Genomic DNA, 20,293 nt, shown 5'->3' with positions numbered 1-20,293 from the left:
GGTGCTGTGACAATCGGGGCCATGGAAAGCAGCAGCGCCGCGTCGGGCGGCAGCGCCCGGCGCGAGGCCACCCGGCAGAGACTCTACGAGGCGGCCGTCACCCTCATCGCCGAACAGGGCTTCTCCGCCACCACCGTGGACGAGATCGCCGAGCGGGCGGGGGTGGCCAAGGGAACGGTCTACTACAACTTCGCCAGCAAGTCGGTCCTGTTCGAGGAACTGTTGCGGCACGGGGTGGGTCTGCTGACCGCCTCGCTCCGGGAGGCGGCCGACCGCTCGGCCGGGGCGGGCGGCTCCGCGGTCGACGCCCTGGACGCGATGGTCCGCGCGGGGCTGGTCTTCATCGACCGCTATCCGGCCTTCACGCAGTTGTACGTTGCCGAGCTGTGGCGCACCAACCGGGCGTGGCAGTCCACGCTGATGGTGGTGCGCCAGCAGGCCGTGGCGGTCGTCGAGGGGGTGCTGCGGGAGGGCGTGGAGCGCGGCGAGCTGAGCGAGGAGATCGACGTCCCGCTGACCGCGGCGGCGCTGGTCGGGATGGTGCTGGTCGCCGCGCTGGACTGGAAGTCCTTCCAGGCCGAGCGGTCCCTGGACGACGTGCACGCGGCACTGTCCCGGCTGCTCCAGGGCCGGGTGAGCGGCTGCCGGTGAGCGGCTGCCCGTGAGCGGCTGCCCGTGAGCGGCGGTCGATGAGCGAAGGCGCCGGTCCGCCGGTGGCCGCGTCCCCCGCGGGCCACCGTCGGTCCGGCGCCTTCCTTGCTCCCCCGTGCGTTCCCCCGGTCGGAGCCCGTGCGATCACTCCCCCGGGCTCCCCCGTGCCTCGCTCCCGCCGGCGCCCGCCGGCGGAAGGAGCGGACGAGGGCCGCCTCCGTTCCGGCGCCCCGTGTCGCCGGTACCGGAGCCGCGCCCCCTCTCCGTGGTCCCCACTCTGCCGTTCACCGGGGTCCGCGCCCATCCGCGCGGGTACTCATCCGGGCGCCTGAGTACGGGTACTCACGCCTGGGGCACCGCGCCCGCCCACAGCGGGCCGCCCGCCGGGTGGCGTCATGGGGGCCCGGTACTCGGGCCGGGCCCCGCCGGTGCCGCCGGATACAGTCCCAGGCATGGCACGGATTGCGGTGATCGGCGCCGGGATGGGCGCGATGGGGGCTGCCGCCCGGCTGGCCGTGGCGGGCCACCGGGTGACGGTGTACGAGCGGACGGAGACCTACGGGGGCGCGCTGCGCCGGCGGGAGCGGGACGGCTTCCGCTTCGACACCGGGCCCGGCCTGCTCCCACTGCCCGCGGTGTACCGCGACCTGTTCCTGAAGACGGGCCGGGAGCCGCTGGAGGAGTGCGTCGGGCTGGTCCAGGTCGACCCCTCGTCCCGGCACGTGTTCGCGGACGGCACGGCCGTCGCGCTGCCGAACGCCTCGCGCGCGGGTGTGGTCGCCGCTCTGGACGGGGCCCTCGGCACGACCCCGAGCCGGCGCTGGGGCGACTTCCTGGTGCGGGCCCGTCAGGCGTGGGACCGGACCCGGCGCCCGCTGCTGGAGGAGCCCCTGTGGCCGAACTGGCAGGTGCTGGCCGAACGCGAGCCCTACCCGGCCGTCCCGCACCGCCGGCTGCTGCGCACCCGCACCGCGGGCACCCTCGCCGAGGTGGGCGCCTGGGAGCTGCGCGACCCCCGGCTGACCGCCCTGCTGGAGAGCCACGCGCTCGCCCTCGGCCTGGACCCCCGGACCACCCCGGCCAACGCGGCGGTGCTGCCGTACATGGAGCACGCCTTCGGCATGTGGTACGTGCGCGGCGGTCTGCGGGAGCTGGCCCGTGCGGTGCACGACCGGTGCCGGGCGCGCGGGGTGGAGTTCCGCTTCGGCGCCGAGGTGGTCCGGGTGCGGGAGAAGGACGGCCGCGCGGCGGGCGTGGAGCTCGCCGACGGCAGCGCCGAGGACGCGGAGTTCGTGGTCGCCGGTGCGGCACCCGGCGTGCTGGACCGGCTGTGCGGGGACACCGCGGTGCGCGGGGACGGGGAGCCCCCATCCCTGCGGACGGCGGCGAGCCGGCTCACGGTGCTGCTGGCGCTGCGCGGCGGGCGGCCGGAGGGCACCGCGCACCGCACGGTCGTGCACGCGGAGGACCGCGGGGCCGAGTTGGCGGCCCTGTTCGGCGACCGGCCCCGGCTGCCCGCCCGCCCGACGGTCACGGTGCTGCGGCCGGACGACCCGGCCCTCGTCCCGGACGCCGGCCACGAGGCGGTCACCCTGTCCGCGGTCGTGCCGGTGCCGCCCGGCGGGGGGCACGGGCAGGACGCCGAGGACCTGGCCGCCTGGGCCGGGCGGCTGATCGAGGTCGCGGAACGGGCCGTGCCCGGGCTCCGCGACCGCCTTCTGTGGCACGAGGTGCGCACGCCGGCCGACATCGCGGCGGAGACGGGGGCGGAGGGCGGAGCGGTGCCGGTGCCCGCCCTGGCGGCGGCCGGCGGGCGGCTGCTGCACGCGGCCAACACCACGCGCGTGCCGGGTCTGTTCACGGTCGGCGGCTGGTCCCACCCGGGGGGCGGCCTGCCGCACGCCGGGATGTCGGGGGCGCTGGTCGCCGGGCTGATCGTGGAGGGCCCGGACTTCCGCGGGTCGCAGTGAACGCCGGAGGGCGATCGCCGGACGGGGTGTGCTCGGGGCCGCCGGGACAGGACAGCCGGACGTGGCGCGCTCCGGGCACCGGTGACGCCGGAGGTGCGTGCTCCGGGGGCGCCGTGGAAGCCGGACGGGGTGCGCTCCGGGTCGTCGGAGACGCCTGACCGCGTGTGGTCCGGACCGCCAGGAGGCCGGGCAGCTGTGCCGCGCGTCCGCGGGCGGCCACCGGACCGCGGTACCGGGCCGTGCCGGGCACCGGCCTCAGCCGCCCCGGGTGCTCCGGGGCTCGGGTCGCGCTCGCGCGGGCCGGGCGCCGGGGAGGAGCCGCGTGTCCGGCGCCGGAACTGTCACGCGCCGCGTGCGCTCAGTAACGATACTGCTCGTCGTAGCCGTTGCCCGCGCCGTTGCCCGGCACCTGCTGGTCGCCCTGGTACGGGTAGGACTGCTCGGCCGGGAGTTCGCCGCCGTAGGTGTCGTCGGTGCGCTGCTGCGGCACCCAGAGCCCGCCGGCCGGGGTCTCGCCGCCGTAGCCGGCCGCGTAGCCGTCCTGGCCGTAGGTCTGCTGGTCGTAGTGCTGGGCCTCGGTGTAGCCGGTGTCGTACGAGGTCCCGCCGTAGGTCGCGTTGCCGATGTACGGGTCGGAGTAGGCGGCGTACTGCTGCTGCCCGGTGGTGTCGTAGCCCTGCTGCTGGCCGTAGCCGGAGTAGTCGTAGGAGTAGCCCTGGGCCGCGGTCGCGTACTGGTCCTGGTAGGGGTCCTGGGAGGGCACGGTGTACCCGCCGGTGTCCCCGTAGGTGCCGTAGGAGCCGGTGTCGTCGGGCATGGGCTGCGGCTCGTAGACCGTGGTGGTCTCGGCGGCCGAGGGGCGGGCGGCGGGGGTGAACACGTCGTCGCGGCCGTAGTCGTCGTCCTGGCCGTAGGAGTCGTCCTGGCGGCGGTCGGCGGACTCGTCCGGGTAGGCGGCCTCGGAGCCCTCGGACGCCTCCAGGCCTGAGACCTCCAGGGCCGGCTCCTCGCGGTCGTCGCGGCGGCCCTTGACGGCGGCCAGGCCCGGCGCGTTGACCGCCCAGCCCTCCGCGAAGCCGCGGCGGAAGGACAGGGTGACGTAGGTCTGGCCGATCGCGAAGGCGGCGGCGCCCAGGCCGATGACGACCACCGACGGGATCAGCACGCCGACGACCACGCCGAGGAACCCGCCGAAGGCGAGCAACCGCCAGCGCAGCCGCGCCTTGTACTGCAGCAGCACCTCGCCGAGCAACCACAGCGCGACGATGCCGAACGCGATGTAGAGGACCGTCCAGCCCATGTACGCCCCTCTCCCAGTGGCCGCTACGCAGTGTGTCGTACACCGGTGCGGCCGGTCCAGGCCCGCGGTGCGTGGTGCAGGCCCAGGTTCTCGTAGATTTCCAGCGTCGCCGTGGAGTTGTTGAGCGTGATGAAGTGCAGTCCGGGCACTCCCTCGGCCAGAAGCCGCGCACAGAACTCCGTGGCGAACTCGATGCCAATGGAGCGTACCGCCGCCGGATCGTCCTTGGCTGTGAGGATCCGCTCTTTCAGGGCGTCGGGGAACACGGCGTTGCTGAGCTTCGGCAACCGTTCCAGCATCTTCACGCTGGTCACGGGCATGACCTCGGGAATCACCGGAGTCTCACAGCCCGCGGCGTCGACTCGGTCACGCAGCCGCAGGTAGGACTCCGGCTGGAAGAACATCTGCGTGATCGCGTAGTCGGCGCCGGCCCGGCACTTGTCGACGAAGTGCGCGACGTCCGTGTCCCAGTCGGCCGAGCGCGGGTGCATCTCCGGGAAGGCGGCGACGCCCACGCAGAAGTCGCCCGACTCCTTGATGAGCCGGACGAGTTCGGCGGCGTAGGTCAGGCCCTGCGGGTGGGCGACCCAGTCGCCCATCGGGTCGCCGGGCGGGTCGCCGCGCACCGCGAGCATGTTGCGGATCCCGGCGTCGGCGTACTGGCCGATGATGTTGCGCAGTTCGGCGACGGAGTGGTTGACGGCGGTGAGGTGCGCGACGGGCGTGAGGGTGGTGTCGGCGACGATCTGCTCGGTCTCGTGCACGGTGCCCGCACGGGTCGATCCGCCGGCGCCGTAGGTCACGGACACGAAGTCGGGGGCGACGGCCTCGACGCGGCGCAGCGCGCTCCACAGGTTCCGCTGGCCCTTGGGGGTCTTCGGTGCCGAGAACTCGAAGGAGTACGTCGTCTTGCCACCGGCGAGCATGTCGCGCACGGTGCGTGCGCGGTCGGTCCTGGTGGATGCGGTTCCGAGGGCCATACCGGCAGGTTAGCCAGGGCCTGTCGGTCCCCCAACCGGATGGGGGAGATTTGCCGGAATTGCCGCGTTGCTGTCCACCTTTTGGACACTGCTGAGACGAAACGGGGTCATTCCGCGCCCGGCGCGGTCCGCCGGTCCGCCCCGTCCGCGTCCCCCTCGGCCGCCTGCCGGAGCCGCTTCGCGAACTCGGCCGCCGCCGCGCCCGGGTCGTCCGCCTCGGTGAGGGCGCGGACCACGACGACCCGGCGGGCGCCCGTGTCCAGGACCTCGTCGAGGTTGCCGAGGTCGATGCCGCCGATGGCGAACCACGGGCGCGCGGTGCCGAGGCCGGCCGTGTACCGGACCAGGCCGAGACCGGGGGCGTGGCGGCCGGGCTTGGTCGGGGTGGGCCAGCAGGGGCCGGTGCAGAAGTAGTCCACGCCCTCCTGGACGGCCGCCGCTGCGGCCTCGGACTCGGCGTGGGTGGAGCGGCCGATCAGGGTGTCCGGCCCGAGGATCGCGCGGGCGGCGGGCACCGGGAGGTCGCCCTGGCCGAGGTGGAGGACGTCGGCGCCGGCGGCGTGGGCCACGTCGGCGCGGTCGTTCACCGCGAGCAGCTTGCCGTGCCGCGCGCACGCGTCGGCGAGCACGGCGAGGTGCTCCAGTTCCTCGGCCGCCTCCATCCCCTTGTCCCGCAGCTGCACGATGTCGACGCCGCCCGCCAGGACGGCGTCCAGGAACTGCGGGAGGTCCCCCTGCCGCGTGCGGGCGTCGGTGCACAGGTACAGGCGGGCGTCGGCGAGTCGGCCCCGGACGGTGCCGGCGGCGGCCGGAGCGGTGACGGCGGTGGTGTCGGGCATGCGGTGCTTCCCCCAGGTCCCGGAGCGGGCGTCGGTGTGGGCGGTGTGTGCGGTGCCGGGCGCGGCGGTGCGGGCGCGCCGCCGTGGCGTTCCGGCGCCCCGGCGCCCTCCCGGCCGCGCGGTGGCCGCGGCCGCGCGGGCCGTGGCCCGGCGCCGCGCGTCGGGCCGGTGCCGCGCGTCGGGCCGGTGCCGTGCGTCGGGCCGGTGCCGGGTCCCGCCGGGCAGCGCCGAGCGGCCCGGCGGGACCCGGCCGGAACGGCCCGGCCCGCGGATGGTGCGGGTGGGTCAGACGGCGAGCGCCTGGGCGCGGCGCTTCACCTCCGTGCCGCGGTTCTCGCTCAGCGCCTGCGCGGGCGTGCCCGGCAGGCTGGGGTCGGGGGTGAAGAGCCACTCCAGCATCTCTTCGACCGTGAAACCGTCGTCCCGCAGGAGCGTCAGGGTGCCGACGAGGCCCTTGACGACCTTGTCCCCGTCGATGAAGGCGGCGGGGACGTGCAGCGCGCGGTTCTCACCACGGCGGACGGCGATGAGCTGGCCCTCCTTGACCAGCTGCCGGACGCGCGTCACCTCGACGCCGAGCATCTCGGCGATGTCGGGGAGGGTGAGCCAGGCGGGGACGAGAGCATCGATGTTTGCGTCAATCTCGGTCACGGGACAAGCGTGCCACCCGGCGCCGACAGTCGGAAGCCGGGCCCGCCCACCTGGGCCGACGGGCGCGTCGCGTCCCCGGCCCGCCCGCACCCCGGAGAGGCCGGGCACACACCCGGCACCGGCTCGGGCATCGGCGTCGACATCGGCACGGCATCGGCATCGGCATCGGCATCGGCAGGCCCCCTACCCCTCCCGGACTCGCAACGCCCCTTGGCCCTTACATACGCCGCCCGGGTCGGCCCCCACCGGCGCCCGTAGCGTCGCCACGGTCCCGTGGCTCCGTACGCCGTCACGCCCCGCCACGCACCCGTCACCCCGCCGTGGCGTCCGCGCCCGTCGCCCCCGTGCTCACCGCGCCGCCGACTTCAGCGGCCGGGCCGGGTCGGCCGCCAGGTCCGGGTCCAGGGGGGTGCCCGCCTCGATCAGCCGGCGCCCCTGGGCGAGGTCGCGCGGGCGCCCCACCGCCAGCAGCGCGACCAGGCGCCCGTCTCGCAGCCAGCAGACCGTCCAAGCCTGGTCCGCGGGGTCGCCGCGCCACACGGTCCGGTCGGCGTCCGCGTGGTGTCCCGCATATTGGACGAAGCGTCCGAACTGCTCGGACCAGAAGTACGGCACCGGGTCGTAGACGGCCGGCTCCCCGCCGGCCGCCTCCCCGAGAATGTTCGCGGCCACCGTGCGCGGCCCCTGCAGGGCGTTGTCCCAGTGGTGCACCAGCAGGCGCCCGCCGTACCGCAGCGAGGGGAAGGACGCGCAGTCCCCGACGGCGTACACGGACGGCGCGGACGTCCTCAGACGGTGGTCGGCGACGACCTCGCCCTGCTCCCCGAGCTCGATGCCCGAGCCGGTCAGCCAGCCGGTGGCCGGGCGGGCGCCGATCCCGACGACCACCGCGCCCGCGGGCAGCCGCGTGCCGTCGTCGAGCAGGACGGCCCCCGGTTCGACGCTCCGCACGCGGGTGTGCGTCCGCAGTTCCACGCCGGCGTCGGCGTACCAGCGGGCCATCGGCGCGGCGACCTCGGCCGGCAGGGCCTGGGCGAGGGGCAGGCCGGCGGCCTCGACCACCGTGACCACGCAGCCCGCCTCGCGTGCCGCGGTGGCGAACTCGGCGCCGATCCAGCCCGCGCCGACCACCACCACGTCGTGCTTCTCGGCCAGCAGCGGCCGGAGCCGGGCGGCGTCGTCCAGGGTGCGCAGCAGATGGACGCCGGGCACGCCCTCGGCCCCGGGCAGCCGGACCGGTTCGGCCCCGGTGGCGATCACCAGGACGTCGTAGGGGACGGGCCCGGCCTCCGTGTCGAGCACCCGGTCGGCGGGGCGCAGGCCGAGGACCTCGCAGCCGAGCCGCAGTTCGATGTCCAGGTCCTCGAAGTCGACGTCGAAGGCGGAGTCCTCGGCCTTGCCGAGCAGCACCGCCTTGGACAACGGCGGCCGGTCGTAGGGCTGGTGGGGTTCGGCGCCGATCAGGGTCACCGGGCCGGTGAAACCCTGCTCGCGCAGGGCGACCGCGGTCTGCACCCCCGCCATGCCGGCGCCCGCCACCACCACCCGGCGCGCGTCGGACGGTGCGGTTTCCTGCGTCTGCTCGCTCACCCGATCACCTTAGGCACCGGTCGGCGCGCCGGTCAGTCCCGTCGGGTGGTGAACCGGCGCACAGCCCCACCCGTGCGCCCGCCGGGCCCGCCGGCACCGGCCCCCCTGCCGGTGTGCCCGCGCGGGGACTAGGGTGGCCGCCGTAATCACTCGCGGGAGTCCGGACGCACCGGGCTGAGAGGGAGGCTGGCGGCCTCCGACCGTACGTACCTGATCCGGGTCATGCCGGCGAAGGGAGGGGCTGGACGCCCATGTCGCCCACACACACCCCGGGCACCGCACCGACCGCCTCGGACACCCCACCGACCTCGGACGTCCTCGTCGTCGGCGGCGGCATCATCGGCCTGGTGACCGCCTGGCGGGCCGCGCAGCGCGGGCTGGCCACGACCGTGGTGGACCCCGAACCCGGCGGCGGCGCGGCCCAGGTGGCCGCCGGCATGCTGGCCGCCGTCACCGAACTCCACTACGGCGAGCAGACCCTGCTGGGGCTGAACCTCGCCTCGGCGGACCGCTACCCCGACTTCGCGGCCGAGCTCACCGAGGTCACCGGCCGGGACCTCGGCTACCGCAGGTGCGGCACCCTGGCGGTCGCCCTCGACGCCGACGACCGCGCGCACCTGCGGGAACTGCACGCCCTGCACGAGCGGTCGGGCCTGGACTCGCAGTGGCTGACCGGACGGGAGTGCCGGCGCCTGGAGCCGATGCTCGCACCCGGGGTCCGGGGCGGGCTGCGGGTGGACGGCGACCACGGCATCGACCCGCGGCTGCTGGCAGCGGCCCTGGTGACCGCGTGCGAGCGGGCCGGGGTGGTGCTGCACCGCGCGTGGGCGGAGCGGCTGACCGTGGTGCGGGACCGGGCGACGGGCGTGGTCACCGCCGACGGCACGCAGCTGACCGCCGGTCAGGTGGTGCTCGCGGCGGGCAGTCTCAGCGGCCGGCTCGCGGGGATCCCGGAGGAGGTGCGGCCCCCGGTCCGTCCCGTGAAGGGCGAGGTGCTGCGGCTGACCGCGCCCGCGCACCGCACACCGTTCCTGAACCGGACGGTCCGCGCCGTGGTGCGCGGCAGCCACGTCTACCTGGTGCCGCGGGAGAGCGGTGAGCTGGTGATCGGGGCGACCAGCGAGGAGATCGGCTGGGACACCACGGTCACCGCGGGCGGGGTGTACCAGCTGCTGCGCGACGCCCACGAACTCGTGCCCGGCATCACCGAGCTGCCGCTCACCGAGACGCGGGCCGGGCTGCGCCCCGGCTCCCCCGACAACGCGCCGCTCCTCGGCCCCACCGGCCTGGCCGGACTGTTGCTGGCCACCGGCCACCACCGCAACGGGGTCCTGCTCACGCCGGTCACCGGGGACGTCCTCGCGCACGCCCTGACCACCGGTGAACTCCCCGAGGAAGCACGTCCGTTCACCCCCCGGCGGTTCGCCGCCGACGCACTTCTGGAGCAGTCCGCATGAACCCCGCACTCACCATCTCGGTCAACGGCGACCCCCTCGCGGTGGAGCCCGGCACGGTGCTCGACCACGTCGTGCGGTCGCTCACCGCGGCGCCCTCCGGGGTGGCCGCCGCCGTCAACGAGACCGTCGTCCCGCGCGCGCAGTGGCCGTCCACCCCCCTCGTGGAGGGGGACCGGGTGGAGGTCCTGACCGCGGTGCAGGGAGGCTGAGCGTGGCCGACGATCCGTTCGTCCTCGGGGACCTCACCCTCACCTCCCGGCTGATCATGGGCACCGGAGGGGCCCCCAGCCTCGACGTGCTGGAGCGGGCCCTGACGGCCTCGGGCACCGAGCTGACGACCGTGGCGATGCGCCGGGTGGACCCCTCGGTGCACGGCTCGGTGCTGTCCGTCCTGGAGCGGCTCGGCATCCGGGTGCTGCCGAACACGGCCGGCTGCTTCACCGCGGGCGAGGCCGTGCTGACCGCGCGGCTGGCACGCGAGGCGCTCGGCACCGACCTGGTCAAACTGGAGGTCATCGCCGACGAGCGCACCCTGCTGCCGGACCCGGTCGAACTGCTGGACGCGGCGGAGACGCTGGTCGACGACGGTTTCACGGTGCTGCCGTACACCAACGACGATCCGGTGCTGGCGCGGAAGCTGGAGGACGTCGGCTGTGCGGCGGTCATGCCGCTCGGCTCCCCCATCGGCTCCGGTCTGGGCATCCGCAACCCGCACAACTTCCAGCTCATCGTGGAGCAGGCGGGCGTGCCGGTGATCCTGGACGCGGGCGCGGGGACGGCCTCCGACGCCGCGCTGGCGATGGAGCTGGGCTGCGCGGGGGTGATGCTGGCCTCGGCCGTGACCCGCGCGCAGGAGCCGGTGCGGATGGCCGCCGCGATGCGGTACGCGGTGGACGCGGGGCGGCTGGCCCGGCTGGCGGGGCGCATCCCGCGGCGCCACTTCGCGGAGGCGTCCTCGCCCACGGAGGGCCGGGCCGCCCTGGACCCGGAGCGGCCCGCGTTCTGACCGGCGCCTCCCGCCCCGCGCCTTCCGGCCGGCGCCTTCCGACCCGCGCCCTCCGGCGGGCGCCTCCCGACCCGCGCCTCCCGACCCGCGCCTCCCGACCGGCACGTCCGGCACCGGGGCCGGCATCGGCGCGGGGCGGGGCGGGGCGGGCCCGCCCCGGCGGGCCGTCGCCGTCACCGGGGGCGGGCGCCGCCCGGGCCGACCGGGTCCCGCCCGCCCCCTGCGGCCGCGGATGCGGCCCCGCCTGCGTGCGACCGCGCAGTCGTGCGCCCCGCGTGTGTTGCGTCACAGGACGGCTGCAGTCCCGCCCCGATCGGGGCCGACCCGGTGGGGGTGCCGGCGACGGCTCGTAGACTCCCCTGCGTGGACACGACCCTTCAGGACCCTCTGGTCGGGCAGGTGCTCGACGGCCGGTATCGCGTCGAGGCGCGGATCGCGGTCGGCGGTATGGCCACGGTCTACCGGGCCGTGGACACCCGGCTGGACCGCGTGCTCGCGCTCAAGGTGATGCACCCGGCCCTCGCCGCCGACGCCTCCTTCGTCGAGCGGTTCATCCGCGAGGCCAAGTCCGTCGCCCGGCTGGCCCACCCGAACGTGGTGCAGGTCTTCGACCAGGGCACCGACGGGGCGTACGTCTACCTGGCGATGGAGTACATCGCGGGCTGCACCCTGCGGGACGTGCTGCGCGAACGCGGGGCGCTCCAGCCCCGGGCCGCGCTGGACATCCTGGAACCGGTGCTGGCCGCGCTGGGCGCCGCGCACCGGGCCGGGTTCGTGCACCGTGACATGAAACCCGAGAACGTGCTGATCGGGGACGACGGCAGGGTCAAGGTCGCCGACTTCGGGCTGGTCCGGGCGGTCGACACGGTCACCAACACCACCGGCACGGTGCTGGGCACGGTGTCCTACCTGGCACCGGAGCAGATCGAGCACGGCACCGCCGACCCGCGGGTGGACGTCTACGCGTGCGGGATCCTGCTGTACGAGATGCTGACCGGCGAGAAGCCGCACGACGGGGACTCCCCCGCGACGATCCTCTACAAGCACCTGCACGAGGACGTGCCGCCGCCGTCGGCCACCGTCCCCGGCATGGCCTACGAGCTGGACGAGCTGGTCGCGTCGGCGACGGCCCGCACCCCCGGCATCCGCCCGCACGACGCGGTGGCGCTGCTCGCGCGGACCCGTGAGGCACGGGCCGGGCTCACCGGGGAGCAGCTGGACGCCGTGCCCCCGCAGGCCCGGTCGGAGGAGCACGACAACGCCGAGGACCGGACGAGCGTCATCCCGCGCGCGCTGACGATCCCGCGCCCGCTGCCGGTCGACGGGGACGACGACGGTGACCCGTCGGCCGCCGGCGGCGGGGCCGGTTCCGACCACCGCACCAGCCGGCTCCAGGCACCGCCTCCCCTTCCGCCGTCGCCCCGGCGCCGGCCGGCGCTGCGGGGCGGCCCGATGGCGATCGTGGTCGCCGTCCTGCTGGTGCTGGGCGTCGGCACCGGCGTCTGGTACATCAACTCCGGCCAGTTCACCAAGGTCCCGCCGGTGCTGGGCAAGACCGAGCAGCAGGCCCGGGACCGGCTGAAGGACGCCGGGCTCGGCGTCGGCCAGGTGGACGAGGAGTTCAGCGACACCGTGGAGCGGGGCACCGTGATCAGCACGGACCCGAGGACGGGCGCCCGCATCCGGGGCAACGACTCGGTGTCGCTGGTGCTGTCCAAGGGCCCGCAGACGGTCCGGCTGCCCGACCTCGACGGGTACCGGCTGGACGAGGCGCGGTCGCTGCTGAAGGACGAGGGGCTGGAGCCGGGCATGGTCACCCGGGAGTTCAGCGAGGACGTACCGCGCGGCTCGGTGATCGCGACGAAGCCGGTCAAGGGCACCAAGGTCCGGGCGGGCTCGGCGGTGGCGCTCACGGTGAGCAAGGGCCGCCCGGTCGATGTGCCGGACGTCACCGGCGACGAGCTGGACGACGCGCGCGCGGAGCTGGAGGAGGCCGGGCTCGTGGTCGAGGTGGCCACCGAGCGGGTGAACTCGGAGCACGACGCGGGCGAGGTCGCCCGGCAGTCCCCGGCCGCCGGCCGCGAGGTGGCCGAGGGCGACACGGTGACGCTGACGCTGTCCAAGGGCCCGGAGATGGTGGAGGTCCCCGACGTCGTCGGCGACAGCGTGGACGAGGCCAAGGAGAAGCTGACGGGCGCCGGGTTCGACGTGAAGGAGGACCGGGGGCTGCTCGGTCTGTTCGGTGACACGGTCAAGGGCCAGTCGGTGGAGGGCGGCGACACGGCGCCCCGGGGCTCGACCATCACGATCCGCATCCGCTGACCCCGCCGACGTCCGCACCGCCCGCGCACCGGGGGCGCCCCCGGCGTCCGCACCGCCCGCGTACCGGGGGGCGCCCCCGGCGTCCGCACCGCCCGCGCACCGGGGGGCGCCCCCGGCGTCCGCGCCGCCCGGGCAGGGCACCCCCGGCGGCCGTGGCCCGCCCCCGCCCGCCGTCGTGCCCGTGGCCGCCGGTGGCCGCGGGCGTCGGCCGTCCCCGGCTGCCCGCCCCGGCGGCGGGTCCGCACCGTCCCCGGACGCCCCGACGACGGCCCCGCACGGGCCCCCGCCGGGCTCCGTGCGGGGTCATGACACCCTGGAGGGGTGAAGAACCACCCGTCCGGCCGCCTCCGCAACCCGATCGGCGGCCATGTGCCCGTGGCCGGCGGCCTGCATTCCGTCGGTCTGTCCTACGCCCGTGACCTGGGCGCGGAGGCCGTGCAGGTGTTCGTGGCCAATCCGCGCGGGTGGGCCACCCCGGCCGGCAACCCGGCCCAGGACGAGGCCTTCCGGGAGGCCTGCGCGGCCGAGTCGCTGCCGGCGTACGTGCACGCCCCGTACCTGATCAACTTCGGTTCGCACACCGGGGCGACCGTGGAGCGGTCCGTCGCGTCCCTGCGCCACTCGCTGCGGCGGGGGCGGGCGATCGGGGCGCTGGGCGTGGTGGTGCACACCGGCAGTGCGACCGGCGGCCGGGAGCGGCCGGTGGCGCTGGCGCAGGTGCGCGAGCACCTGCTGCCGCTGCTCGACGAGCTCACTAACGACGACGACCCGTTCCTGCTGCTGGAGTCGACGGCGGGGCAGGGTTCCTCGCTGTGTTCGCGGACCTGGGACTTCGGGCCGTACTTCGAGGCGCTGGACGCCCACCCGAAGCTGGGCGTGTGCCTGGACACCTGCCACGTCTTCGCGGCCGGTCACGACCTGACCGGGCCGGACGGCATGCACCGGACGCTGGACCTTTTGGTGGACACGGTGGGCCCGGGGCGGCTGAAGCTGGTCCACGCCAACGACTCGATGGACGTGGTGGGCGCCCACAAGGACCGGCACGCCAACATCGGTGCCGGGCACATCGGCGAGGACCCGTTCCGGGCCCTGATGACCCATCCGGCGACCGAGGGCGTGCCGCTGGTCATCGAGACGCCCGGCGGCAAGGAGGGGCACGCGGCCGACGTGGAGCGGCTGAAGAAGCTCCGGGACGGCTGACCCGCCGCCGTGCGGCGTCCTCAGAGCTCGGGGCCGTCCCCCGGTTCCTCCTGGTAGGAGTAGCGCTGCTCCCGCCAGGGGTCGCCGATGTTGTGGTAGCCGCGCTCCTCCCAGAAGCCGCGGCGGTCGGCGGTCATGTACTCGACACCGCGCACCCACTTCGGGCCCTTCCAGGCGTAGAGGTGGGGGACGATCAGCCGCAGCGGGAAGCCGTGCTCGGCGGTCAGCAGCTCGCCGTCCTTGTGCGTGGCGAACAGGCTCCGCTCGGAGGCGAAGTCCGCGAGCCGCAGGTTGGAGCTGTAGCCGTACTCGGCCCACGCCATCACATGGGTGACGTCGGGGGCGGGCGGCGCGAGGTCCAGCACGGTGCGGGCGGGGATGCCGCCCCACTCGGCGCCGAGCATGCTGAACTTGGTGACGCAGTGCAGGTCGGCGACGACCGTGGTGTACGGCAGGGCCGTGAACTCGTCGTGGTTCCAGCAGTGCTTGTCGCCGTCGGCGGTGGCGCCGAAGACCCGGAACTCCCAGCGTTCCGGCCGGAACTTGGGGACGGGACCGTAGTGGGTGACCGGCCAGCCGCGCTGCAGGCGCTGTCCGGGCGGGAGGTCGAGCCGTTCGGCTCCGTGTGCGGTGCGCTCCCTCGGTTCGTTTTCCGCCGGCTGACCCATGTGTCCATCCTGACAGACCGGGGCCGATGCACCCGACCCGGGCCACGCAGGAACGGACAATCGGCCCAAATGACACTAACCATGGCCTTACTTACTAAGTGCGGGCTTACTGGACGATCTTCCCGCGGCGGTGCAATCATGCGCGCAATCTGCCAGTTTCCGCGCGGAAGGATCCCCCGTCATGCAGGGCGACCCCGAGGTCATCGAATTCCTCAACGAGCAGCTGACCGCCGAGCTGACCGCGATCAACCAGTACTTCCTGCACTCGAAGCTGCAGGACCACAAGGGCTGGACCAGGCTCGCCGAGTACACGCGCGCCGAGTCCTTCGACGAGATGCGCCACGCGGAGGTCCTCACCGACCGGATCCTGCTGCTCGACGGGCTGCCCAACTACCAGCGGCTGTTCCACGTCCGGGTCGGGCAGACGGTGACCGAGATGTTCCAGGCGGACCGGGAGATCGAGGTCGAGGCCATCGACCGGCTGCGGCGGGGCGTGGAGGTGATGCGGAGCAAGAACGACATCACGTCGGCGAACATCTTCGAGGCGATCCTGGCCGACGAGGAGCAGCACATCGACTACCTCGACACGCAGCTGGAGCTCATCGACAAGCTGGGCGAGGCGCTGTACCTGTCGACCGTGATCGAGCAGTCCTCGCCGGAGGCCCCGGGACCCGGCCTGAAGTGAGGGTGCGTCGTCGTCCCCTGCCGGACGGACCCCGCTACGCGGCTTCCGGGAGGTCCGTGGTGAGGGGCGGGCGGCCCTGGTCGGCGAGCTGCCTGCGGGGGCAGGCGCCCCGGCCGAGCAGTGCCTGGATGCGCCGGACGCAGCCACCGCAGTCGGTGCCCGCCTTGCAGGCCGAGGCGATCTGGCGGGGCGTGCAGGCGCCCGCCTCCGCGTGGCTCCTCACTTGCTCCTCGGTCACGCCGAAGCAGCTGCAGACGAACACGCGGGTTCACCTCCCGACGGTGGTGCTGGGTCGTGCCATCCCCGACCCCGGATCGGTGAGGCAAACCTAACCTTACTGGTCGCCCCGGAGGGTGCAACAGAGGGGTGGGGCCCGGATCGGTGTGATCCGGGCCCCACCCCTTTCCCGTGGTCACCGCCACGGCACGGCCGGTCACCGGCCCCGTGCGGCGCCTACTGGTCGCGGTACATCTCGGCGACGAGGAAGGCCAGGTCCAGCGACTGGCTGCGGTTCAGCCGGGGGTCGCAGGCCGTCTCGTAGCGCTGGTGCAGGTCGTCGACGAAGATCTCGTCGCCGCCGCCCACGCACTCGGTGACGTCGTCGCCGGTCAGCTCCACGTGGATGCCGCCCGGGTGGGTGCCGAGCTCCTTGTGGACCTCGAAGAAGCCCTTGACCTCGTCCAGCACGTCGTCGAAGCGGCGGGTCTTGTGGCCGGAGGCCGCCTCGAAGGTGTTGCCGTGCATCGGGTCGGTCACCCAGGCGACGGTGGCACCGGACGCCGTGACCTTCTCGACCAGCTCGGGGAGCCGGTCGCGGATCTTGTCCGCGCCCATCCGGACGATGAAGGTCAGCCGGCCGGGCTCCCGGTCGGGGTCGAGGCGCTCGATGTACTGCAGCGCCTCCTCCGCCGTGGTGGTCGGGCCCAGCTTGATGCCGATCGGGTTGCGGATCTTCGAGGCGAACTCGATGTGCGCGTGGTCCAGCTGCCGGGTGCGTTCGCCGACCCACACCATGTGCGCGGAGACGTCGTACAGGTGGCCGGTGCGCGAGTCGACGCGGGTGAGCGCCGACTCGTAGTCGAGCAGCAGGGCCTCGTGCGAGGAGAAGAACTCGACGGTCTTGAACTCCTCCGGCTCGGCGCCGCACGCCTGCATGAAGTTCAGCGCCTGGTCGATCTCCCGGGCCAGCTGCTCGTAGCGCTGGCCGGACGGGGAGGACTTCACGAAGTCCTGGTTCCAGGCGTGCACCTGCCGCAGGTCGGCGTAGCCGCCGGTGGTGAAGGCGCGCACCAGGTTCAGCGTCGAGGCGGAGGCGTGGTACATCCGCTTCAGGCGCTGGGGGTCCGGGATGCGGGCCGCTTCGGTGAAGTCGAAGCCGTTGACGGAGTCGCCCCGGTAGGTGGGCAGGGTGACGCCGTCGCGGGTCTCGGTCGGCTTGGAGCGCGGCTTGGAGTACTGGCCGGCGATGCGGCCGACCTTCACCACGGGCACGGAGGCCGCGTAGGTGAGGACGGCACCCATCTGGAGCAGGGTCTTCAGCTTGGCCCTGATGTGCTCGGCGGACACGGCGTCGAAGGACTCGGCGCAGTCGCCGCCCTGGAGCAGGAACGCCTCTCCGCGCGCGACGGCGGCCATCCGGGCACGCAGCTGGTCGCACTCGCCGGCGAACACCAGCGGCGGATACGTTTCGAGCTCGGCGATCACATCGCGCAGAGCCTGGGCATCCGGGTACTCGGGCTGCTGCGCCGCGGGCAGGTCTCGCCACGTCGCCTGAGCGGCGACACTTCGGGAATCAGCGTTCACGGTCACGCCTCAACATTACGGGGTGAAGCCGCCCGCTCCGGGCCATGCCCAGCAAGTGAGACGCACCGTACGCCCCGCGGACATGCGCTAAGGTGCTCGGCATGTTCGCGCACTCGCACCTCACCTGGTGGTGGACCGCTCCCCCGGCGGCCCACTGACTGCGCGTACGCACAGACTCCGCGAAGGCCGCCCGAGGGCGGCCTTCGGCGTTTCGCGGCGTCGGCCGGCCGGCCTCCCGTCACCGAGGGACCCGCACCGATGAACCCGACCGACCTGCTCGCCGGCCTTGCCGCCGACCCCCGTCCGTTCGCCCTGCTGCGCCGCCGCACCCCCGGCCACGACCACGACGTGGTCGAGCTGCTGCGCGGCCCCGTCACCTCCCGCGAGCGCCTGGCCGACCTGCCCGACGAGGGCCTGGCACTCGTCCCGTTCCGGCAGATCCGCGAGCGCGGCTTCGACGTGCGCGACGACGGCACGCCGCTGCTGGTGCTGACCCCCGAGGAGCGCCACGAGATCCCGCTGGCCGACGCCCTCGCCGCCCTCCCGGCGCACGACGTCCGCGTGGAGGACGGCGGCTTCGACGTGGACGACGAGGAGTACGCCGGCATCGTCGGCCGGGTGCTGCGCGAGGAGATCGGGCGGGGCGAGGGCGCCAACTTCGTCGTCCGGCGGACCTACCAGGGCCGCGTCCCCGGCTTCGGACGGGCCGACGCGCTCGCCCTGTTCCGGCGGCTGCTGGAGGGCGAGCGGGGCGCGTACTGGACGTTCGTCGTGCACACCGGGGACGGGGCGGGGCCCGCGGACGCGTCCCCGGAAGGGCGGGGGACGGGCGGGCGGACGCTGGTCGGGGCCAGCCCGGAGGTGCACGTGCGGGCGTCCGGCGGGACGGTGGTGATGAACCCGATCAGCGGAACGTACCGCTACCCGGCCGCAGGGCCGAGCGCCGAGCACCTGCTGGACTTCCTCGCCGACGGCAAGGAGATCGAGGAACTGTCGATGGTCGTCGACGAGGAACTGAAGATGATGTGCACGGTCGGCGACCGGGGCGGCGTCGTCGTCGGCCCCCGGCTGAAGGAGATGGCGCACCTCGCGCACACCGAGTACGAGCTGCGCGGCCGGTCCTCGCTGGACGTGCGGGAGGTGCTGCGGGAGACCCTGTTCGCGGCCACCGTCACCGGGTCGCCGGTGCAGAACGCCTGCCGGGTGATCGAACGGCACGAGGCCGGCGGGCGCGGCTACTACGCGGGCGCGCTGGCGCTGCTCGGCCGGGACGCGGGCGGCGCGCAGACCCTGGACTCGCCGATCCTCATCCGCACCGCCGACATCGACGCGGACGGGCGGCTGCGGGTGCCGGTCGGCGCGACGCTGGTGCGGGGGTCCGACCCGGCGGGCGAGGTGGCCGAGACGCATGCGAAGGCGGCCGGTGTGCTGGCCGCGCTGGGGGTGCGTCCGGGCCGCCCGCGCACGGAGGGGGCGCGGCCCCGGCTCGCCGACGACCCCCGGGTGCGGGCCGCCCTGGACGGGCGCCGGGCCTCGCTCGCGCCGTTCTGGCTGCGGATGCAGGAGCCGTCGGGCCCGCCGACGGGCCACGCCCTGGTGGTGGACGCCGAGGACACCTTCACCGCGATGCTGGCGCACGTGCTCCGTTCGGGCGGCCTGGAGGTGACCGTGCGGCGCTACGACGAGCCCGGCCTGCGGGAGGCGGCCCGCGTACACGAGGGCCCGATCGTCCTGGGGCCCGGCCCCGGCGACCCGTCCGACACCACCGACCCGAGGATGCGGTTCCTGCGCGCCCTGACGGCCCAGGCCCTGCACGGCCACCGGCACGGGGTGCTCGGGGTGTGCCTGGGGCACGAGCTGATCGCCGCCGAGCTGGGCCTGGACATCGTCCGCAAGGAGGTGCCGTACCAGGGCGCGCAGACGGAGATCGACTTCTTCGGGCGGCCGGAGACGGTCGGCTTCTACAACAGCTTCGCCGCGCACTGCGACGACTCGACGGCGGCGGAGCTGGCCGCGCACGGCATCGAGGTGAGCCGGGCGGCCAACGGCGAGGTGCACGCGCTGCGCGGGCCGGGCGGGGCACCCGGCGGCGCGTTCGCCGGGGTGCAGTTCCACCCCGAGTCCGTGCTGACGCTGAACGGCGCGGCGCTGGTCGGGGAGCTGATGGGTCAGCTGCGCGGCACCAGCACGTTCTCCGAGCGGCGGCCCGCGGTGTAGTCGAGGACGTTGTCCACCGTGGTCCCGATGATCTGGCCGACGGCCTCCCGGGTGTAGTACGCCTGGTGGGAGGTGACCAGCACGTTGGGGAAGGTGACGAGGCGGGCCAGGGTGTCGTCCTCGACGGCCTCCAGGGACTTGTCGAGGAAGAACAGGCCCGCCTCCGCCTCGTAGACGTCGAGGCCGACCCCGGTGAAGCGGCCCGCGCGCAGTTCGGTGACCAGGGCGGCGGTGTCCACCAGGCCGCCGCGGCTGGAGTTGATCAGGATGGCGTCGTCCTTCATCGACCTCAGCGCGGCGGCGTCGATCAGGTGCCGGGTGGCGGGCAGCAGCGGGACGTGCAGGGTGACGAGGTCGGACTCGGCGAGGAGCTGCTCCTTGGGGACGTAGGACAGGCCCAGCTCCCGGCAGGCGGGGTTCTCGGTGACGTCCCAGCCGAGCAGGCGCATCCCGAAGCCATGGGCGATCCGGGCGAACGCCTCGCCGATCTTGCCGGTGCCGAGGATGCCGGCGGTGCGGCCGTGCAGGTCGCGGCCCATCAGCCCGTCGAGACGGAAGTCGAAGTCGCGGGTGCGGGTGGAGGCGCGGACGATGCGGCGGTTGACCGCCATGGCGAGGGTCCAGGCGAACTCGGCCACCGAGTACGGCGAGTAGGACGAGACCCGGGCGACGGTGAGGCCGAGGCGTTCGGCCACCCGGAGGTCGATGTTGTTGAAGCCGGTGGACCGCTGGGCGACCATCCGGGTGCCGCCCGCGGCGAGCTGCTCCAGGACGGCTCCGCCGAGGTCGCAGTTGACGCTGGTGGAGATCACCTCGTGGCCGGAGGCGATGGGGGCGGTGTCCTCGTCGAGGAAGACCCCCAGCCCGCGCACCGCGTGGTGACCCTCGAAGGCCCGTTCGATCAGGGGACTCTCGTCGGCCTGCACGCCGAATGCCAGGATCTCCACGCGTTCC

At 74.5% G+C, this 20,293-nt stretch carries 18 protein-coding genes and 1 riboswitch; of the genes, 9 read left to right on the top strand and 9 right to left on the bottom strand.

What is annotated here, in order from left to right; translation table 11 throughout:
- Window positions 1-21 precede the first annotated feature (21 nt).
- Entirely contained in the window at window positions 22-651 is a 630-nt protein-coding gene (locus ACSU53_RS23245; protein ID WP_437030628.1) for a TetR/AcrR family transcriptional regulator, read from the top strand.
- Between the two features lie 452 nt (window positions 652-1,103).
- Window positions 1,104-2,621 (top strand): phytoene desaturase family protein, encoded by a 1,518-nt coding sequence (locus tag ACSU53_RS23240; protein ID WP_437030627.1) that lies wholly within the window; start codon window positions 1,104-1,106, stop codon window positions 2,619-2,621.
- Between the two features lie 358 nt (window positions 2,622-2,979).
- On the opposite strand, the gene ACSU53_RS23235 is transcribed toward ACSU53_RS23240, so the two are convergent.
- The 5 genes from ACSU53_RS23235 to ACSU53_RS23215 form a co-directional block, all read right to left on the bottom strand.
- Window positions 2,980-3,921 (bottom strand): hypothetical protein, encoded by a 942-nt coding sequence (locus ACSU53_RS23235; protein ID WP_437030625.1) that lies wholly within the window; start codon window positions 3,919-3,921, stop codon window positions 2,980-2,982.
- Window positions 3,922-3,944: 23 nt separating this feature from the next.
- Window positions 3,945-4,901, bottom strand: coding sequence for a methylenetetrahydrofolate reductase [NAD(P)H] (gene metF / locus ACSU53_RS23230; protein WP_437030623.1), 957 nt, complete (start codon window positions 4,899-4,901; stop codon window positions 3,945-3,947).
- 107 nt (window positions 4,902-5,008) lie between these two features.
- The gene (thiE, locus tag ACSU53_RS23225; protein WP_437030621.1) at window positions 5,009-5,740 is read right to left on the bottom strand and encodes a thiamine phosphate synthase; all 732 of its coding nucleotides are present in this window, start codon (window positions 5,738-5,740) and stop codon (window positions 5,009-5,011) included.
- Between the two features lie 285 nt (window positions 5,741-6,025).
- Complete coding sequence (locus ACSU53_RS23220) at window positions 6,026-6,391, bottom strand: Rv2175c family DNA-binding protein (RefSeq protein ID WP_437030619.1); 366 nt, start codon at window positions 6,389-6,391, stop codon at window positions 6,026-6,028.
- A gap of 348 nt (window positions 6,392-6,739) precedes the next feature.
- Complete coding sequence (locus ACSU53_RS23215; RefSeq protein WP_437030617.1) at window positions 6,740-7,981, bottom strand: NAD(P)/FAD-dependent oxidoreductase; 1,242 nt, start codon at window positions 7,979-7,981, stop codon at window positions 6,740-6,742.
- A 142-nt stretch (window positions 7,982-8,123) separates the two neighbouring features.
- Window positions 8,124-8,235: riboswitch (TPP riboswitch) on the top strand.
- Here ACSU53_RS23215 and thiO point away from each other — a divergent pair.
- The 5 genes from thiO (at window position 8,233) to ACSU53_RS23190 (ending at window position 13,966) form a co-directional block, all read left to right on the top strand.
- Window positions 8,233-9,438: a glycine oxidase ThiO gene (thiO, locus tag ACSU53_RS23210; RefSeq protein WP_437030616.1), complete on the top strand. Its 1,206-nt coding sequence runs from the start codon at window positions 8,233-8,235 to the stop codon at window positions 9,436-9,438. (Overlaps the previous riboswitch by 3 nt.)
- Complete coding sequence (gene thiS / locus ACSU53_RS23205) at window positions 9,435-9,647, top strand: sulfur carrier protein ThiS (protein ID WP_437030614.1); 213 nt, start codon at window positions 9,435-9,437, stop codon at window positions 9,645-9,647. The genes thiO and thiS overlap by 4 nt, the downstream gene beginning before the upstream one ends.
- 2 nt (window positions 9,648-9,649) lie before the next feature.
- The gene (locus tag ACSU53_RS23200; protein ID WP_437030612.1) at window positions 9,650-10,444 is read left to right on the top strand and encodes a thiazole synthase; all 795 of its coding nucleotides are present in this window, start codon (window positions 9,650-9,652) and stop codon (window positions 10,442-10,444) included.
- Window positions 10,445-10,807: 363 nt separating this feature from the next.
- Window positions 10,808-12,766 carry a Stk1 family PASTA domain-containing Ser/Thr kinase gene (pknB, locus tag ACSU53_RS23195; RefSeq protein WP_437030610.1) on the top strand — a complete coding sequence of 653 codons (1,959 nt, stop codon included), beginning with the start codon at window positions 10,808-10,810 and terminating at the stop codon, window positions 12,764-12,766.
- Window positions 12,767-13,087: 321 nt separating this feature from the next.
- A complete protein-coding gene (locus tag ACSU53_RS23190) occupies window positions 13,088-13,966 on the top strand; it encodes a deoxyribonuclease IV (RefSeq protein ID WP_437030609.1) in 879 nt (292 codons plus the stop codon).
- 20 nt (window positions 13,967-13,986) lie between these two features.
- Here the strand turns inward: ACSU53_RS23190 and ACSU53_RS23185 are convergent, their stop codons facing one another.
- Complete coding sequence (locus ACSU53_RS23185; RefSeq protein ID WP_437030607.1) at window positions 13,987-14,634, bottom strand: sulfite oxidase-like oxidoreductase; 648 nt, start codon at window positions 14,632-14,634, stop codon at window positions 13,987-13,989.
- Between the two features lie 181 nt (window positions 14,635-14,815).
- Between ACSU53_RS23185 and bfr the strand changes: the two genes are divergently transcribed.
- Entirely contained in the window at window positions 14,816-15,319 is a 504-nt protein-coding gene (gene bfr, locus ACSU53_RS23180; RefSeq protein ID WP_437030604.1) for a bacterioferritin, read from the top strand.
- Between the two features lie 34 nt (window positions 15,320-15,353).
- On the opposite strand, the gene ACSU53_RS23175 is transcribed toward bfr, so the two are convergent.
- The gene (locus tag ACSU53_RS23175) at window positions 15,354-15,581 is read right to left on the bottom strand and encodes a (2Fe-2S)-binding protein (RefSeq protein ID WP_432055239.1); all 228 of its coding nucleotides are present in this window, start codon (window positions 15,579-15,581) and stop codon (window positions 15,354-15,356) included.
- 191 nt (window positions 15,582-15,772) lie between these two features.
- Window positions 15,773-17,128, bottom strand: coding sequence for a class II 3-deoxy-7-phosphoheptulonate synthase (locus ACSU53_RS23170; protein WP_437030602.1), 1,356 nt, complete (start codon window positions 17,126-17,128; stop codon window positions 15,773-15,775).
- Window positions 17,129-17,380: 252 nt separating this feature from the next.
- Here ACSU53_RS23170 and ACSU53_RS23165 point away from each other — a divergent pair, with 252 nt between their 5' ends.
- On the top strand, window positions 17,381-19,339 hold the full coding sequence (locus ACSU53_RS23165; RefSeq protein ID WP_437030598.1) for an anthranilate synthase family protein: 1,959 nt from the start codon (window positions 17,381-17,383) through the stop codon (window positions 19,337-19,339).
- Here the strand turns inward: ACSU53_RS23165 and ACSU53_RS23160 are convergent.
- The gene (locus tag ACSU53_RS23160; RefSeq protein ID WP_437030596.1) at window positions 19,291-20,286 is read right to left on the bottom strand and encodes a 2-hydroxyacid dehydrogenase; all 996 of its coding nucleotides are present in this window, start codon (window positions 20,284-20,286) and stop codon (window positions 19,291-19,293) included. The two genes, ACSU53_RS23165 and ACSU53_RS23160, sit on opposite strands and share 49 nt — an antisense overlap.
- Between the last annotated feature and the right edge of the window lie 7 nt (window positions 20,287-20,293).

Origin of the sequence: Streptomyces sp. enrichment culture (assembly GCF_964273255.1) — a bacterium.
Taxonomy (GTDB): Bacteria; Actinomycetota; Actinomycetes; order Streptomycetales; family Streptomycetaceae; genus Streptomyces.
This window is presented reverse-complemented; position numbering and strand designations above follow the sequence as displayed.

Coding starts and splice junctions, on each gene's coding strand:
- ACSU53_RS23245 (WP_437030628.1), top strand. CDS start 22: ATGGAAAGCAGCAGCGCCGCGTCGGGCGGCAGCGCCCGGCGCGAGGCC.
- ACSU53_RS23240 (WP_437030627.1), top strand. CDS start 1,104: ATGGCACGGATTGCGGTGATCGGCGCCGGGATGGGCGCGATGGGGGCT.
- ACSU53_RS23235 (WP_437030625.1), bottom strand. CDS start 3,921: ATGGGCTGGACGGTCCTCTACATCGCGTTCGGCATCGTCGCGCTGTGG.
- metF (WP_437030623.1), bottom strand. CDS start 4,901: ATGGCCCTCGGAACCGCATCCACCAGGACCGACCGCGCACGCACCGTG.
- thiE (WP_437030621.1), bottom strand. CDS start 5,740: ATGCCCGACACCACCGCCGTCACCGCTCCGGCCGCCGCCGGCACCGTC.
- thiO (WP_437030616.1), top strand. CDS start 8,233: ATGTCGCCCACACACACCCCGGGCACCGCACCGACCGCCTCGGACACC.
- thiS (WP_437030614.1), top strand. CDS start 9,435: ATGAACCCCGCACTCACCATCTCGGTCAACGGCGACCCCCTCGCGGTG.
- ACSU53_RS23185 (WP_437030607.1), bottom strand. CDS start 14,634: ATGGGTCAGCCGGCGGAAAACGAACCGAGGGAGCGCACCGCACACGGA.
- bfr (WP_437030604.1), top strand. CDS start 14,816: ATGCAGGGCGACCCCGAGGTCATCGAATTCCTCAACGAGCAGCTGACC.
- ACSU53_RS23165 (WP_437030598.1), top strand. CDS start 17,381: ATGAACCCGACCGACCTGCTCGCCGGCCTTGCCGCCGACCCCCGTCCG.